General features: G+C 62.4%; 16 protein-coding genes. 6 read left to right on the top strand and 10 right to left on the bottom strand.

Annotated elements, in window-relative coordinates:
• The first annotated feature begins 123 nt into the window (after nt 1-123).
• The 3 genes from mltG to gmk all read left to right on the top strand — a co-directional run bounded on the left by mltG (nt 124) and on the right by gmk (nt 3,214).
• Nucleotides 124-1,380, top strand: a complete 1,257-nt coding sequence (gene mltG, locus NKH54_RS27810; RefSeq protein ID WP_023715070.1) for an endolytic transglycosylase MltG — start codon at nt 124-126, stop codon at nt 1,378-1,380.
• Between the two features lie 262 nt (nt 1,381-1,642).
• Nucleotides 1,643-2,533, top strand: a complete 891-nt coding sequence (locus NKH54_RS27805; RefSeq protein ID WP_353029411.1) for a YicC/YloC family endoribonuclease — start codon at nt 1,643-1,645, stop codon at nt 2,531-2,533.
• Between the two features lie 6 nt (nt 2,534-2,539).
• A complete protein-coding gene (gene gmk, locus NKH54_RS27800; RefSeq protein ID WP_023672729.1) occupies nt 2,540-3,214 on the top strand; it encodes a guanylate kinase in 675 nt (224 codons plus the stop codon).
• Between the two features lie 84 nt (nt 3,215-3,298).
• Here the strand turns inward: gmk and NKH54_RS27795 are convergent, their stop codons facing one another.
• The 9 genes from NKH54_RS27795 to lptF all read right to left on the bottom strand — a co-directional run bounded on the left by NKH54_RS27795 (nt 3,299) and on the right by lptF (nt 11,859).
• Nucleotides 3,299-3,676, bottom strand: coding sequence for a Fic/DOC family protein (locus NKH54_RS27795; protein ID WP_353029410.1), 378 nt, complete (start codon nt 3,674-3,676; stop codon nt 3,299-3,301).
• A complete protein-coding gene (locus tag NKH54_RS27790) occupies nt 3,609-3,878 on the bottom strand; it encodes a hypothetical protein (RefSeq protein WP_353029409.1) in 270 nt (89 codons plus the stop codon). Before NKH54_RS27790 ends, NKH54_RS27795 begins: the two co-directional genes overlap by 68 nt.
• Nucleotides 3,879-3,887: 9 nt before the next feature.
• Nucleotides 3,888-4,091, bottom strand: a complete 204-nt coding sequence (locus NKH54_RS27785) for a hypothetical protein (protein WP_353029408.1) — start codon at nt 4,089-4,091, stop codon at nt 3,888-3,890.
• Nucleotides 4,092-4,206: 115 nt separating this feature from the next.
• Entirely contained in the window at nt 4,207-5,043 is an 837-nt protein-coding gene (gene rsmA / locus NKH54_RS27780; protein WP_023727350.1) for a 16S rRNA (adenine(1518)-N(6)/adenine(1519)-N(6))-dimethyltransferase RsmA, read from the bottom strand.
• Nucleotides 5,044-5,081: 38 nt separating this feature from the next.
• Nucleotides 5,082-6,110: a 4-hydroxythreonine-4-phosphate dehydrogenase PdxA gene (gene pdxA, locus NKH54_RS27775; RefSeq protein WP_031251538.1), complete on the bottom strand. Its 1,029-nt coding sequence runs from the start codon at nt 6,108-6,110 to the stop codon at nt 5,082-5,084.
• A 12-nt stretch (nt 6,111-6,122) separates the two neighbouring features.
• Entirely contained in the window at nt 6,123-7,052 is a 930-nt protein-coding gene (locus tag NKH54_RS27770; protein ID WP_023695593.1) for a peptidylprolyl isomerase, read from the bottom strand.
• Between the two features lie 90 nt (nt 7,053-7,142).
• Nucleotides 7,143-9,575: an LPS-assembly protein LptD gene (locus NKH54_RS27765; RefSeq protein WP_023727348.1), complete on the bottom strand. Its 2,433-nt coding sequence runs from the start codon at nt 9,573-9,575 to the stop codon at nt 7,143-7,145.
• On the bottom strand, nt 9,575-10,657 hold the full coding sequence (lptG, locus tag NKH54_RS27760; protein WP_023695591.1) for an LPS export ABC transporter permease LptG: 1,083 nt from the start codon (nt 10,655-10,657) through the stop codon (nt 9,575-9,577). Before lptG ends, NKH54_RS27765 begins: the two co-directional genes overlap by 1 nt.
• A gap of 2 nt (nt 10,658-10,659) precedes the next feature.
• Nucleotides 10,660-11,859 (bottom strand): LPS export ABC transporter permease LptF, encoded by a 1,200-nt coding sequence (lptF, locus tag NKH54_RS27755; RefSeq protein ID WP_023672737.1) that lies wholly within the window; start codon nt 11,857-11,859, stop codon nt 10,660-10,662.
• Nucleotides 11,860-11,891: 32 nt separating this feature from the next.
• Here lptF and NKH54_RS27750 point away from each other — a divergent pair, with 32 nt between their 5' ends.
• Genes NKH54_RS27750 through NKH54_RS27740 form a run of 3 tightly spaced genes read left to right on the top strand, consistent with a single transcriptional unit; the run spans nt 11,892 to nt 14,183 of the window.
• Nucleotides 11,892-12,185 (top strand): hypothetical protein, encoded by a 294-nt coding sequence (locus tag NKH54_RS27750; protein ID WP_155924229.1) that lies wholly within the window; start codon nt 11,892-11,894, stop codon nt 12,183-12,185.
• 49 nt (nt 12,186-12,234) lie between these two features.
• Nucleotides 12,235-13,725, top strand: a complete 1,491-nt coding sequence (locus tag NKH54_RS27745) for a leucyl aminopeptidase (protein WP_023819175.1) — start codon at nt 12,235-12,237, stop codon at nt 13,723-13,725.
• Nucleotides 13,726-13,733: 8 nt separating this feature from the next.
• Nucleotides 13,734-14,183 carry a DNA polymerase III subunit chi gene (locus tag NKH54_RS27740; RefSeq protein WP_352512273.1) on the top strand — a complete coding sequence of 150 codons (450 nt, stop codon included), beginning with the start codon at nt 13,734-13,736 and terminating at the stop codon, nt 14,181-14,183.
• A 6-nt stretch (nt 14,184-14,189) separates the two neighbouring features.
• Here the strand turns inward: NKH54_RS27740 and NKH54_RS27735 are convergent, their stop codons facing one another.
• Nucleotides 14,190-14,786 (bottom strand): T6SS immunity protein Tdi1 domain-containing protein, encoded by a 597-nt coding sequence (locus NKH54_RS27735; RefSeq protein ID WP_023693959.1) that lies wholly within the window; start codon nt 14,784-14,786, stop codon nt 14,190-14,192.
• Nucleotides 14,787-14,857 lie beyond the last annotated feature (71 nt).

The following is a 14,857-nucleotide window of genomic DNA, read 5'->3' as shown; positions in this document are numbered from 1 at the left end:
CGCATCGGCCTGAAACCGAAGGCGCTTTTTTAAAAGCACGATGCGTAGGCTTGAAATGTTAGGGCACGCTGTGCGTCCAATCGGGCGCATGGTCGCTCTAAGAGATCAGATGGTAGGGCGCTAATGAACACCAATCCGGGCGGCAGCGGACAATTCGGACAAAACCAGCAGACCGGCCCGATCGTGCCGAAGACCGCGGCCGAGGCTTTGCGCCCGGAAGCCGGCACACCACCACCAAAGCGCTCGCGCGCCTCGCGCAGCCAAGTCGTCGTGTTCATGAACTTCGTCATCTCCGCGGTGATGTTGATGATCCTCGCCGCCGGCGTTTCGCTCTATTTCGGCAAGCAGGCATTCAACGAACCGGGCCCGTCGGTGGCCGGCGACACCTTCCTGGTCAAGCCGAGCACCGGCGTCCAGGATATTGCCGACCAGCTCGAACGGCGTGGGCTGATCAGCGATGCCCGCATCTTCCGCATCGCCGTGCGGGTCTATGGCAATGATTCAGCGCTGAAGGCAGGCGAATACGAGATAAAGCCGCGCGCCTCCATGCGCGACATCATGGAGCTTCTGAAGAGCGGCAAGTCGGTGATGTATTCGCTGACCATTCCCGAGGGCCTGACGGTCGAGCAGGCGCTGCAGCGCATCGCCGAGCAGGATGCGCTGACCGGCGACATGCCGGCCGCCAAGCCGGCTGAGGGCAGCCTCGCCACCGACACGCTGCGCTTTACCCGCGGCGCCACGCGCCAACAGATGGTCGACAAGCTGCTCGCCGACCAGAAGAAGCTGGTCGACGAGGTCTGGCAGCGGCGCGCGCCCGACCTGCCTCTGGCCAATGTCGACGACTTCGTCACCTTGGCCTCGATCGTCGAAAAGGAAACCGGCCGGGGCGACGAGCGCTCGCGCGTTGCCGCCGTCTTCCTCAACCGTCTGGCCAAGGGCATGCGGCTGCAATCCGATCCGACCATCATTTACGGCCTGTTCGGCGGCAAGGGCAAACCCGCCGACCGGCCGATTTATCAATCTGACATCCAGAAACAGACGCCTTACAACACCTATCTGATCAATGGCCTGCCGCCGACGCCGATCGCCAATCCCGGCCGCGCCGCGCTCGAAGCCGTCGCCAACCCGTCGAAGACCGATGATCTCTATTTCGTCGCCGACGGCACCGGCGGCCACGTCTTTGCCACCACGCTTGCCGAGCACAATGAGAACGTTGCCCGCTACCGGGCACTGCAGAAGAAGCAGGCTGAAGACGCCGCCAAGGGCGCCAAGACTCCGGGCCAGACCGATGCGCCGGCGGATGGCGACGACAACGGTGACGCAAGTGGCGATGCCGCCGGTGACAGCGGTGATGCCGGCGATACGGGTGCCGCCCAGTAGCAGGCCGGCGCTTTCAGACGGATCGACCTTAAGCGACGCGGACAGAGGCGGACGCGCTGCTGCTTTGAACGAGTAGCGGGGTTCGAAGCGTTTTCGGTCTTGCTCGGGTGCCTCTGAATCTCGATTTCAGCCCTGCGAGATCGAAACGACAGCGGAAATCAACATCTTGCCGGTATTGCGATTCTGACATTCGCGCTGCCCGTGATATCGAACGCATGCGCAATTGTTAGAATCGGACCATCAGGGAGACACGAGCCGCATCATGAATTTGCAGAGCATGACCGGATTTGCACGCACTGTTGCCGAACATGACGGCGCCTCGATCGCCTGGGAGGTCAAGTCGGTCAACGGCAAGAGCGTCGAGGTCAGGTTGCGGCTGCCGCAAGGTTTCGAGCGGCTCGAACCGACTGTGCGGCAGACGCTGCAGAAGCGCTTTTCGCGTGGCAATTTCCAGGCGACGCTGACCGTCGGCCGCGCCGCCGGCCAGCAGGCGCAGCCAGTGGTCAACGAAGCCTTCCTCAGGGATCTGGCGGGCTTGGCCAAGCGGCTGCAGGACCAGTTCGGTGTTGGTCCGGCAACTGCCGACGGTCTGCTTTCCCTGCGCGGCGTGCTCGATATCCCTGAAACCAGCGAAACCGAGGAGGTGCGGGCAGCACTCGACGCGTCAATCCTGTCGGCGCTGGAAACGGCGCTTACAGGCCTCGAGCAGGCACGCCAGAGCGAGGGCGGAGCGCTGCGTTCGCTGCTTTCCGGCCATATCGACGCCATCGAAGCGTTGACGCTTCAAGCCGAGGCCGACCCGTCGCGCGAGCCGGCGGCAATCCGCGAGCGGATCGCCGAACAGGTGCGGCTGCTGATGGATGCGTCGGCCAATCTCGATGCCGGCCGGCTGCACATGGAAGCGGCGTTCCTGGCCACCAAGGCCGATATCCGTGAAGAGATCGACCGGCTGAAGACGCATGTGGCGTCGGGCAGAGCGCTGCTGGCAAATGGCGGCGCCATCGGCCGCAAGCTCGATTTTCTGGCGCAGGAATTCAACCGCGAATCGAATACGCTGTGTTCCAAGTCGAACGCCGCCACTGTCACCGCCATCGGGCTGGAACTGAAGGCGGTGGTCGACCAGTTTCGCGAACAGGTCCAGAATCTGGAGTAAACCCGAATGGGTGGCAAAGAGCCGATGGTTGCCAGGGATCTCGGATCCCGCATTCGCCGCCGCGGGCTGATGCTGGTTCTGTCGTCGCCGTCGGGCGCCGGCAAGTCGACGATCGCGCGCAACCTGCTGGAAAGCGACGGCAGCCTGGAATTATCGGTCTCGGTCACCACAAGGCCACGCCGCGGCTCGGAGATCGAGGGCGTCCACTATCACTTCCGCACCACGCGCGAGTTCGAGCGGCTGCGCGATTCCGACGCGTTGCTCGAATGGGCCGAGGTGCACGGCAATTGCTACGCGACGCCGCGCGAGCCGGCCGAACTGGCGCTGGCGCAGGGCCGTGACATGCTCTTCGACATCGACTGGCAAGGCGCCCAGCAGCTCAAGGAGAAGATGCGCGCCGACATCGTCTCGATCTTCATCCTGCCGCCGTCGATGAAGGAATTGAAGTCGCGCCTCAAGCGCCGCGCCGAGGACCAGGAGCACGTGATCGAGACCAGGCTGAAGAACGCCCGCAACGAGATCGAGCACTGGAAGGAATATGACTTTGTCATCGTCAACGACGATCTCGACCGCGCCTTCGCCGAAGTGCGTGGCATCGTGACGGCGGAAAGGCTGCGGCGCGACCGCCGGCCCGGGCTGTTCGATTTCGTCTCGGGGTTGCTGGACGAGAAGACGGAATAGGCAGCTGTCGTTCCCCGATGGCCGGCTGTCCCCATGAAGGCGTCTTTGGCAAACGATCTGGCAATATGACGCTGTGGACATCTGTTACTGGCTGGCGATATCTTTTGTGAGTTCTGCCAATGGGGTTTCCTCGCCGGCAAAGCTCTCAATCATCGCATTCAGGACGTTTTCGCGACCGAGCATATCGGCATTGAATGGGAATCCCGCATTCTCCATCAGCATTGCCAGAAAGGTAAGCTGCGTGCGGCCGTTGCCTTCGCGAAACGGGTGGACGGCATTGATTTCGGCCAAAACATGCGCGGCCCGAACGGCGAAGGCGTCGAGGTCGAGTTCGCAGAGATAATCACCGTCGGCGAGTTCGCCGAAAATTCTATGCATTTCCTGGTTGATATACTCAGGATAGCAGAACCAGTTGCCCCCCCTTGCCGATGCGGATGGCGCGAACCTCTCCCGCCCATTCATAAACGTCCTGGAACAGGTGATGATGGACAGCCTTGTAGTGCTCGAAATCCAGACGGCCTGCGGGGATATGTTCGTCGGCCCTGGTCAGGAAAAGTGCCAACTCGAATTCATCGAGTTGGGCCTGGTCTTTGATATTCAGCCTGTTGCGGAGAACGGTCGTGCCTGGGTAGCACAGCGGATCATGTTCAGCGGCATAGACCACCTGCCGATCCTACTTCTTGCGGGTTACTTGGTCCTTGATAAGCGCCCTGCGCTCATCCCCGCTCAGGCCGCGCTCACGGCTTTCCTTCAGAATGATGCCCATACGTTGCGATAGCTTCAAGCCTTCAACCGCGCTGATTTTTTCGCCCCTGCCGCTGGTCAGGACAAACTGGCCATTTTGGGTCGGCCGGTGGCTTGAGGTACTCTTTTTCATATGACGACAATATCACGCTCGGCGACTCACCGGCAACTGCATGCCGCTATATGCTGCTTGTCGTCGCTGTCACACAGGATGCGATTTGGGTCCACGGCCGCGCCAGCGCCGCCGGTCAAACCGCGTTTGTCAGCCGCACGAATTCCTCGACGCTGAGCGTCTCCGCACGCCGGGTCGGATCGATGCCGGCGCGCGTCAGCAGTGCCTCGCCACCCAGGCTCTTCACGCTCTGCCGCAGCATTTTCCGGCGCTGGCCGAAAGCGGCTTCGGTGACGCGACCGAGTTTTTTCACGTCGGTTGACAAAGGGCTGGCGCGCGGCACCAGATGCACCACCGAGGACGTTACCTTGGGTGGCGGCGTGAACGCTTGCGGCGGCACGTCGAAGGCGATCCTCGCCTCGGTCCGCCAGCCCGCCAGCACGCCGAGCCGGCCATAAGCATCGCTGCCGAAACCGGCGACAATGCGCTCGGCCACCTCGCGCTGGAACATCAGCGTCATCGATTGATAGAAGGGTGGCCAGTCCGCCACAGTCAGCCAACGGATCAACAGCTCGGTGCCGATATTGTAGGGCAGGTTGGCGGCAATCCTCACCGGGCTGCCTTGTGACGCGGTCTTGGCAAGAGCGGCAAAATCCGTCTTCAGCGCATCGCCGCTGATCACCTCGAGCCGGCCCGGATAGTGGTTGGAGACCTCGGCCAAGGCCGCAAGGCAGCGTTCGTCGCGCTCGATGGCGACGACGCGGCGGGCACCGGCAGCGAGCAGCGCCCTGGTCAGCCCGCCGGGGCCGGGGCCGACCTCGATTACCGTACTGTCGCTAAGGTCCCCGGCGACGCGCGCGATCTTGCCGGTCAAATTGAGGTCGAGCAGGAAATTCTGGCCAAGCGCCTTCTTTGCCTGCAGTCCATGGCGCTCGATCACCTCGCGCAGCGGCGGCAGCCCGTCAATGCTCATGAATTTTGGGCTCATGATTTGGGCTCATGATTTTTGGCTCATGCAACTGCGGGCTTTGCGCCGGTATCGGCCAGCCGGCGGGCCAGCTTTAGCGCCGCGATCAGGCTGTCGGGACGTGCGATGCCCTTGCCGGCGATGTCGAAGGCTGTGCCGTGATCGGGCGAGGTGCGGATGAACGGCAGGCCAAGCGTGACGTTGACGGCCTGGTCGAAGGCCAGCGCCTTGGCCGGGATCAACGCCTGGTCATGATACATGCAGACCGCCACGTCGTAGCCGGCGCGGGCGCGCGCATGAAACATCGTATCGGCCGGCAGCGGTCCGAAGGCATCGATGCCTTGCGCCCGCAACATGTCGACCGCAGGACGAATGATGTGCTCGTCCTCTGTCCCCATGGCGCCGCTTTCGCCGGCATGCGGATTGAGGCCGGCAAGCGCGAGCCTCGGCCTGGCGATGCCGAAACGGCGTGCAAGATCGCCGGCGGTGATGCGCGCGATGGCAACGATCAGCTCCGTCGTCAGCGTCTTCGGCACCTCGGCCAGCGCGATGTGGATGGTGACAGGAACGGTGCGCAATTCGGGGCCGGCGATCAGCATCACCGGCGTCACCGTGCCGCCGGTGTGGAGCGAGGCCAGATGCGCCAGATACTCGGTGTGGCCGGGAAAGCCGAAGCCGGCATCGTAGAGCGGCTTCTTCGCGATCGGACAGGTGACGACCGCGGCCGCGTGACCGGCAAGGCAGTCGGCGACGGCGCGATCGATGGCCTCGATGATGCCGGCGGCATTGGCCGGGTCGGGCCGGCCGGGATCGTCGGTGAAGTGGGCCGCCAGCGGCACCACGGGCAAGGCGTGTTGAAAGACACCAGCTGCTTGGGCCGGCACCGTCTCGGCGATTGCCACCGCCGCGCCGAGCCGGCGCGCCCGCGCGGCAATCAGCGCCGGATCGGCGAGAAGGTAGAAGGGCGCGGCACCGGAACCGCGGGCGCTCTGCCACGCGGCAATGGCGATTTCCGGACCGACGCCGGATGGATCGCCGACGCTCAGCGCCAGCGGAAGCTCTGTCTCACGCACGGCTGGGCCGGTTCAGCGCGTAACGATCTTGGCTTTCGCCTTCAGCTCTTCGACATATTTGGCCGAGAGCTCGTCGGCGTTCTTGTCGCCGCTGCCTTCGCTCTGGAACACCATCTGGGCCGCCTTGTCGTCGGAAACCTCTCGCGACGAGCAGATGCCGATGAATTCAATGCCGCGATCGGTCTCGCGCACGGCCGTGGCGCCGCCCAGCTTGGTGGCCTTGATCTGCTCGGCCCAGTCCGGCGGCAGTTGCGGCGCCAGCAATCGGGGGAGGTCGCGAACGGTGACGTCGATCAGGCCCTTGGCGAATTCACGCGTGGTGTTGCAGCCATTGAAGCGGGCGCGCATGGCTTCAGCCTCGCGCTTGCGTTTGGCGAGTGTGGCACTGCGCTCGGCCTTCGGCACCACGAAGATCACCTGCTGCAGCATGTACTCGGTGGCGCTTGGCTTGGCGCCGCCTTTTTCGAGCATGCGCTTGACCAGATCCTGTTCGCTCACCTCCCCGCCGCCGCCGCTGTAGCGTGCGCTCAGCGCCTGGTTCCACGCCATCTGGGAGCGGATGAATTCCTTGAAATGCTCCTTGGTCACGCCGGACTGCGCCATGACACCGTCGAGCTGCTTGAGCTGCATCTTGTTGCTCGAGGCAAAGCGCTGATAGGCAGCCTCTACCTGGGCGTCGGAGATGCGGATGCCGAGACGCCTGGCCTCCGCCATGCGCAGCGTCTGGTCGATCATTTCCTGACCCGCGTCACCCTTCTTGCGCTGCAGTTTCAGGAAGGCAGCCCGGTGCGCGATGTCGCCGGTGGTGATCGGCATGTTGTTGACGACATACTTGATTTCACTGGCGAACGCCGGCGGTACCATCATGGTGACAGAGACCGAGGTCGCCGCCAACAGGAGCGCGAATCCTGCCGAAAACAGGTATTTCCTCATCGAAAGCATCCCAATTCTACCCGGTTTTGGCCGATTCCAGCCCGATATTGGCGAAATCCGTGCCCGCTTTATGCGGCAAAACGATGTCGTCAGCCGGCTCTACTGGATGGAGTCGATCGAGCTTTGGGACGAGCCGAAATCGCCGAGCGTGCGGAACGACAGGTTGAAGCCGACATTCTGCGACACTTCCTTGGTGTTGATGTCGCGTGATTCCGAGTACGTCATCAGGTAGGTGAAGCAGGAATCATTGTAGGCAAAGCCGACGCCGTCCTTGACCAGCACGCTTTGTTGCAGGTCGTAGGTGCCGGTGCCGAAGACGCGCCAGTTTTCGGCCAGGTGTGTCGAGGCGCCGAGCGTGACTTCGTGGCGGTCGGTGGTGAAACCATAGAGCGGCTGCGCCTGGATGAAGGCGTATTTGGCGCTCAGCGAAACCGGCAGCCCGGAATAGGCGGCCTTCACCTCGGCACGGCGAACTTCGAAGGTCTGCTCGTCGAAGCGGCCGCTGAGCGAACCGGAGAAGCCGCTCGGGCTGCTGAAGCCGACAAGGCCGACATAGTCGGAGGTCGAAGTCTCCAAGCCGGAATCGGCGCCCGCATTGACCAGATCCGGTGAATCGAACGAGTTGCGCCCGCCCAACTGGTAGGATTGGCCGAAGATCGCGTTGGTGCCCCAGCCATTGTCGTAGGCGCCGGAATAGCGGAACCCGACATTGGCGCGGCTGCCGCCTTCGACGCGGTCGTAGCCGGAGAACTTGTCGCGCTCGAACAGCGTCGTGGCGTCGAAGACGAAGCTCTGTGCATCCTCGTTGGGAACGGCGAGCCCGCCGACATACTGCTCATTCGGGCGCATGAAGACCTGCGCCATCGGCTCGACGATATGGCTGGAGCCGGTCATCGAGAACAGCACCGGCCAGCGCATTTCAAGTCCGGCGGTCGCCATGTACCGGGCGAAGGAAGACCGCATGTCGTCGGCGGCACCGACATTCGTTGCCATCTGGTTTACCGCAGTCAGCGAAGCCGAAGAAGCGTTGAGATAGTCGACGTCGCCCTGCAGAGCCAGAAGGGGCGTCAACTGCAATCCGCCGTCCGTGGTGAAGGTACGCTTCCATTCGGCTTCGGCGGTGAGGCGACCGGATTCGCCCTCGATGCCGCGCACGCGCTGGACGCCTGAGCCCGGCACATAGGGGGTAAAATAGGCCTGATCGAGATCGTCGCGGCGAATGACTCGTGCATTGACGTTGAACGACAGCTGGCCGCCGGCCACCGACATGTCGGGGATGTAGGCATAGTCGAGCGACGGCAACACCCAGGGCTGCTTGTCGCTGCGCGATGCGACGTTGCCGTCCGGTGTGTTCTCCTGAACCTGGAAGCGCATGGCGCGCACATCGAAATAATTGCGGTCGTTTAGGCCGGTCAGGTAGACCGACGATTGATGCACGGCGTCGTTGTAGCCTTCGATCGTATAGGTACGCGAAAAATTCTTGTCGGTCTGAAGCAGGATATCCCAGCCGAAGTCCCAGCGCGGATTGATGGCGAACTGGCCCTTGGTGCCCATCATGCCGCGGAACTTGTTCGGATCGCCTGCTGGCCCCGAATTGACATTGTAGCCGCCGGGGAAAGCCGCGAAATCACGGAAAGCGCCAGGGTCCTGCTGGTTGATTCCGGCAAGCTTCAGCGTGTACTGGCCATTGTTGAAGCGCTGGCGCCACTCGGCCTCGCCGAGGAAACCCTGCTTGGTGTAGCCGCTGCCGGTAACGGTGAGGTCGTAGGTCGGCGACAGGGCAAAATAGTAGGGGACTTTGACGCCGACGCCGAGACGGTTGTTGTAGCCGATGCTGGGGATCAGGAAGCCGCTTTTGCGCTTGACCGTAGGGTCGGCGATCTCGAACGCCGGCAGGTAAGCCAGCGGGAAACCGAAGAATTCGAAATTCGCATTCTCGAAGCGAACCGTTTTCTTTTCGCCGTTCCAGATGATCTTCCTGGCTTTGATCCGCCAGGTCGGCGCCTTGTCCGGCTTGTCTTCGCAAGGCTCGCAGGCCGTATAGACGCCGTTGTGGAACGTTGTCAGCACGCCGCCCATGCGCTCGGCGCTTTCGGCGGCGAAATAGGCTTTTTCGGGCGTTTCGACGCGCAGCGCATTAACGAAACCGTCAGCGAAATCGTCGGTAATGTCGATATGCTGCGAGTTGATCTTGGTGCCGTCGCTGTTGACGATCTCGACATTGCCGCTGGCAACCAGCCGCTTGGTGTTTCGATCATAGACGACGCGCTGGGCGACGAGCTTGTTGCCGCCATAGTCGATCTGGACGCCGCCGATGGCGGTGACCGTCTGGTTGTCGTTGTTATAGACGAGCGTGTCTGCCGCCAGCAGCATCTGGGAGCCGGAAGGAACCTTCGTTGCCACGTCGGTGACGTCCTGCGCCAGCGCAGGAGCCGTCAGCACGCCGCAGGCGAGCAGGCATGCCAAGGCGCTCGCCGAATAGAGGCGCGCCAAACCGGCCTGCCTATGGCTGCGCAAAGCCGCCTCCCTCACTAGCCGTCTTCCTTGTATAGCAGGAATGTCACCCCAAAGAACATAGCCACGACAACCGGAACCCATGCAGCCACGGCTGTGGGCACGAATCCCGCAACGCCGAATGCCTTGACCAATACCGAAACGACATAAAGCAGAAAGCCGGCGAGGACGCCACCCAGAATCATCGTTGCCGACTGCCCCATCCTCGCAAATCGCATTGAAACTGTTGCCGCAATCAGCGTCATGGCCACAAGCAGGAACGGTAACGCCACCAGCGAATCGAACTGCATGGCGAAGGCATTTGCCTTGAGGCCGAAGGAGCGGGCAACCTCAATCTTGCCGGGAAGGTCGTAAAACGGGATGGTTTCGGGGCGCGCCAGCCGTTCCTGCACGAATTCCGGCTTGAGGTTGGTTGGCAACTGGTCGGTCGTTTCGGAACGGATGTTGCCGTCCTTGAACACCTTGACGTCCTGCAATTCCCAGTAGCCGTCGCGCAGAAAGGCCCGCGCCGCGTCCTTGCGCTCGACGATATTGCCCTGCGGATCGAGGACGAAGAACACGGTGTCGGCCATTTCCAGGCCCTGGTTCAGGATGGCGCGGGCGCCGATGATGGTATCGCCGGAGTTGGTTTTCTGGCGGATCCACGGCGTGGCATCGGCCGCCACCGCGTTCGAATTGCCGGATCGCAGCTGGTTTTCCATCTGCTCCGACCATGAGAAGCCATGCGCGGCGATCGGATTGAGCACGCCGACCGACAATATGCCGAATAACAGCGCACCGATGCAGCAGGGCAACAGAAACTGCCAGGCCGACACTCCGGCCGAGCGCGCAATCACCAGCTCGTATTTTCGGTTGAGCGAGACCAGCGTCGCCATCGCCGAGAACAGGCCGACGAACGGCACCGTCTGCAGCATGATCATCGGCATCCTCAGCGCCGAGATGGCGACCGCCGTGCCGTAGGTGAAGCCCGGCAGGCCGGTGATGCGGCCGGACAGCTCGGTGAAGTCGATCAGGAACACCAGCGCCAGAAGGCCGATGAAGAACCAGATCGTGATCGACACGTAGCGAAAGAAGAAGTAGCGGCCCAGGGTCCAGCCCATCGTCAGGCTCCCTGGCCGGATGTGTAGCGCCGATTGAGGCGCAGCTTGAGCGCCGTCCAGCCATCGCTGACGCGGCCGGCGAAATTCGTCATCCAGTCGGCCCAGCTGCCGGGCAGTTCCATGCTTCGCGAGGTGACGATGAACCAGATGGCGACCGCCGAGGCGATGACCGGCACGCCATAGACCATATAGGCGTATTGCGGGATCTTGTCGGCCTTGCCGGCGGCAAAGAAGCCCAGCCAGCGCACGAACAGCGCAATGGCGATGGCTGTGATCAGCGGGTGGATGCGCGCCTCGCGGTGTGAGCGCGCATCGCCTGCCACGGCCAGCGCGATCAGCGCGAACACCAGCGAATAGGACCATTCGGAAAAGCGCTGGTCGAGCTCGGCCTTGTAGGCGCCGGGCCTGCGCTGGAAGATCTTGTCGTTCGGATCCGGGTTGAGCAGGTATTGCGTCGTTCGGTCCTTGGGCAGGAGCATGATATCGTTCGCCGCCGACATGAAGGCGGAAAGGTCGAAGGCGTAGGACGTGAAGCGAATGACCGACAGGTCGCCGGTCAGCGTCTTGCGATGAATGACGCCGTCATTCATCATCAGCACCTTCTCGTCACCCTTTTCGACGACGCTGCCGCTCTTGGCATAATAGATCAGATTGGCGCCTTCCTCGCGCGAATCGGCCACGAAGATGCCGCCGAGCCGGTTGTCCGGCAGCCGCTCGCCTATCTGCAGGAACAGCCCGTCGTCGATCTTGCGGAACGTGCCTTCCTGGATGATCAGCGACAAGAGATCGGCGCGCGAGGATGCTATCAGCTGGCGGTTCTTCTGCCTGGCATAGGGTTCGACGCCATTGTCGACCGCGAAGGAAAAGACGCTGGCCGCCAGCGCGATCAGCAGGACCGGCCGCACAATCGTCCAGCGCGAGGCGCCGGCGGCGTTGATGACGGCCAATTCCGAATCGGAGTTCATGACGCTGAGCGTCTGGGCCACCGCCACCACCAGGGCGAATGGCACCACGATCGGGATGATGGTGGGGATGATGAGGCCCGCGACCTCGAAAAAAGTGAGCGCCGATTGGCCACTGTCGGTGACCAGGTCGATGCGGGCAAGCACCTGCGTCGTCCAGACAATGGCCAGCGTCCAGATCAGCGCAGCGAGAAACACCGCCAGTGCGCGACGCATGATGTAGCGTTCAACGACCTTCATGTAAGGCTTTTCTCGATTTGCCGAACGGCATCATGCCCGCCGACAAGGTAGTCGTCCGGCTGCGGCTGTACAACTGGGTGCGTTTGGCCATTTCTTTCAGGCGGTTCGATCCGATTCTCCGTCCCACATCGCCCGTTCCGCAGGCCGGAGTGTCGGCGGCAATGGATAAGAAAGGGAGAACATCAATGGTTAACAAAAGGTTGCGGCAGGAAAGCGGAGCCGTGCCGCGACGAATCGTTATCGATTCCGCTGCGCATATGAGCCCTGATTCCGGCAAAGTCTTGCCAAATCAAGGAAAACGACCAAATGTCGCGCATCTTCCCTGAGAATGCATTTTTCCTGAAAATCTGAGCCGTTTCCCGAAAGCAGGACCTGATGACTTTGAGACCATTGATCGCCTTCGCCAAATTTGCCGCACCCAAAAAGGGCAGCATCTTCGTGCTGGCGGCCGACGATGGTGGTCTTGGCGAACCGGCAAAGGCCTGCGACCCCTCAGGAACGCTGGCGCGGGCGTTTCCGGTGGCGGAGTTTTCCGGAAAATTCGCCGGTGTCGTCGAAGTGCTGGCGCCGCAGGGAACATCGCTCGACCGACTGGTGGCGGTCGGCGCCGGCAAGGTCGCCGGCCTCGATGACTTTGCCTGGCTGAAGCTTGGCGGCACCATCGCCGCGTCCCTGCGCAAGGCAGCGGAGGTGGCCGTCATCCTCGATGTGCCGGGCGCAAAGATTGGCGGCAGGCAAGCGGCGAACCTTGCCGCCGGCATCATTCTTCGCAGCTACTCCTTCGACAAATACAAGACCAGGAAAGACAAGGACGATGCCGAGCCGAAGAAACCGGTCAAGGTGACCATCCACACCGCCGATCCCGCCGCGGCGAAAAAGGCCTTCGCCGACGAGGTTGCGGTCATCGACGGCGTGCTTCTGGCGCGCGACCTTGTCAACGAACCGGCCAATACGCTCGGCCCGATCGAATTCGCCGCCCGCGCCAAGGAACTGGAAGCGCTCGGCGTCGAGGTCGAGATCCTCACCGAGAAGGAAATGAAGAAGCTCGGCATGGGCTCGCTCCTCGGTGTCGCGCAGGGTTCGCCGCGCGGCGCCCGGATGGCTGTCATGCAATGGAAGGGCGGCAAGGCCAAGGACGCACCGGTCGCCTTCGTCGGCAAGGGCGTCACCTTCGACACCGGCGGCAATTCTATGAAGCCGGCCTCCGGCATGGAAGACATGAAGGGCGACATGGGCGGTGCCGCGGCCGTCATCGGGCTCATCCAGGCGCTGGCCGCGCGAAAGGCCAAGGCCAATGTCGTCGGCATCGTCGGGCTGGTGGAAAATGCCGTCGACGGCCATGCCCAGCGCCCCGGCGACATCGTCACCTCGATGTCGGGTCAGACCATCGAGGTGCTCAACACCGATGCCGAAGGACGCCTCGTTCTGGCCGACGCGCTGTGGTATTGCAACGACCGCTTCCAGCCGAAATTCATGGTCAATCTGGCGACGCTGACCGGCGCCATCATGGTCGCGCTCGGCCAGCATTATGCCGGCCTGTTCTCCAACAATGACGAACTTTCGGAGAGGTTGACGGCGGCCGGCCAGGCGAGTCAGGAGCGGCTGTGGCGCATGCCGCTTGGGCCCGAATACGACAAGCTGATCGATTCCAAGAACGCCGACATGAAGAACATCGGCGGCCGCTATGGCGGCGCCATCATCGCCGCGCAGTTCCTGCAGCGCTTCGTCAAGGAAACGCCGTGGGCGCATCTCGACATCGCCGGCACCGCGATGGGCTCTCCGCCGAGCGAGATCAACCAGTCCTGGGGCTCGGGTTTCGGCGTCAGGCTGCTCGACCGGCTGGTGCGCGACAATTACGAGGGATAAGGCAGGGAATGGCCGATGTCCTGTTCTACCACCTGACCGAATCGACGCTGGAGGATGCGCTTCCCGGCCTGCTCGAGCGCAGCGTCGATCGCGGCTGGCGCGCCGTGGTGCAGACCGGGACCGAGGAGCGGCGCGATGCGCTCGACCTGCATCTGTGGACATTCAGGGACGATTCGTTCCTCGCGCACGCGACCGACCGTGAAGCCCATCCGGCCGAACAGCCAATCCTGCTCACCACGAGCGACGCCAACCCCAACCAGGCGCAGATACGCTTCCTCGTCGATGGCGCCGCACCCGCCGATCTCGCCGGCTACGAACGCGCCGTGTTACTGTTCGACGGCCATGACGCGGCCCAGGTCGAAGGGGCGCGGACGCATTGGAAGGTGTTGAAAGAAGCGGGCCACGCTGTCACCTACTGGCAGCAGACGCCCGACCGTCGCTGGGAGCGCAAGGCGTAAGTCGCGTTATCGGTCGCTGATCGTAACCTTGTTTATCTTCGCGCCCTGCGGGAGATCTTTCACCTGCCGATGGATTTGGCCGGCGATATGCACCTTCACAACGAAAAACGTCGTTTCCATCTCTCGCAGACTCATTTCGCCGCCAAGCACCGGCGGCTTCTTGAAATCATAGCATTGGCCGGCTGCCGGAATCAGTCGGTTCTTTCGGGCGGCAACGACAAGGCCCGCCAGCAGCAACTCGTCGCGGCGCGCTTCATTCTGCAAGTCGGCCTGAAATTCCGCCCAATGACCCGCAATTCTGGTCAATTTCCCGTCGAGCATATCGAGATGACGAACCGACCCGTCGCCGGCACGGAAAAATATGTCGCCGAAAGCTGACACCGCAGCTGGTTCAAGGCCATCCAGTCCGATCCACTTCCAGCCGTCCAACGCTTCCGCGACTTCGTTCGCAGGTGGTTCGATAAAGAGGAACTGATAGTCATGGGGCCATTCGGCTCTGATCAAGCCCCCTGTATTGGCTCTGTTGGCCTCGGCTTTTCCTTCCTGTCTGGCGTCGGACGCGCCAAAAATTGAAGAAATAAAGCGGAAAAAAGATCTGGCCATAATCGCCCCCGTACGGGTCTTTATACTTGCGAGAGATTCTAGCCGCAATCCACTGAAGGCTCCATAGTTCC

This window comes from Mesorhizobium sp. M1004 (genome assembly GCF_040318795.1).
Taxonomy (GTDB): domain Bacteria; phylum Pseudomonadota; class Alphaproteobacteria; order Rhizobiales; family Rhizobiaceae; genus Mesorhizobium.
This window is presented reverse-complemented; position numbering and strand designations above follow the sequence as displayed.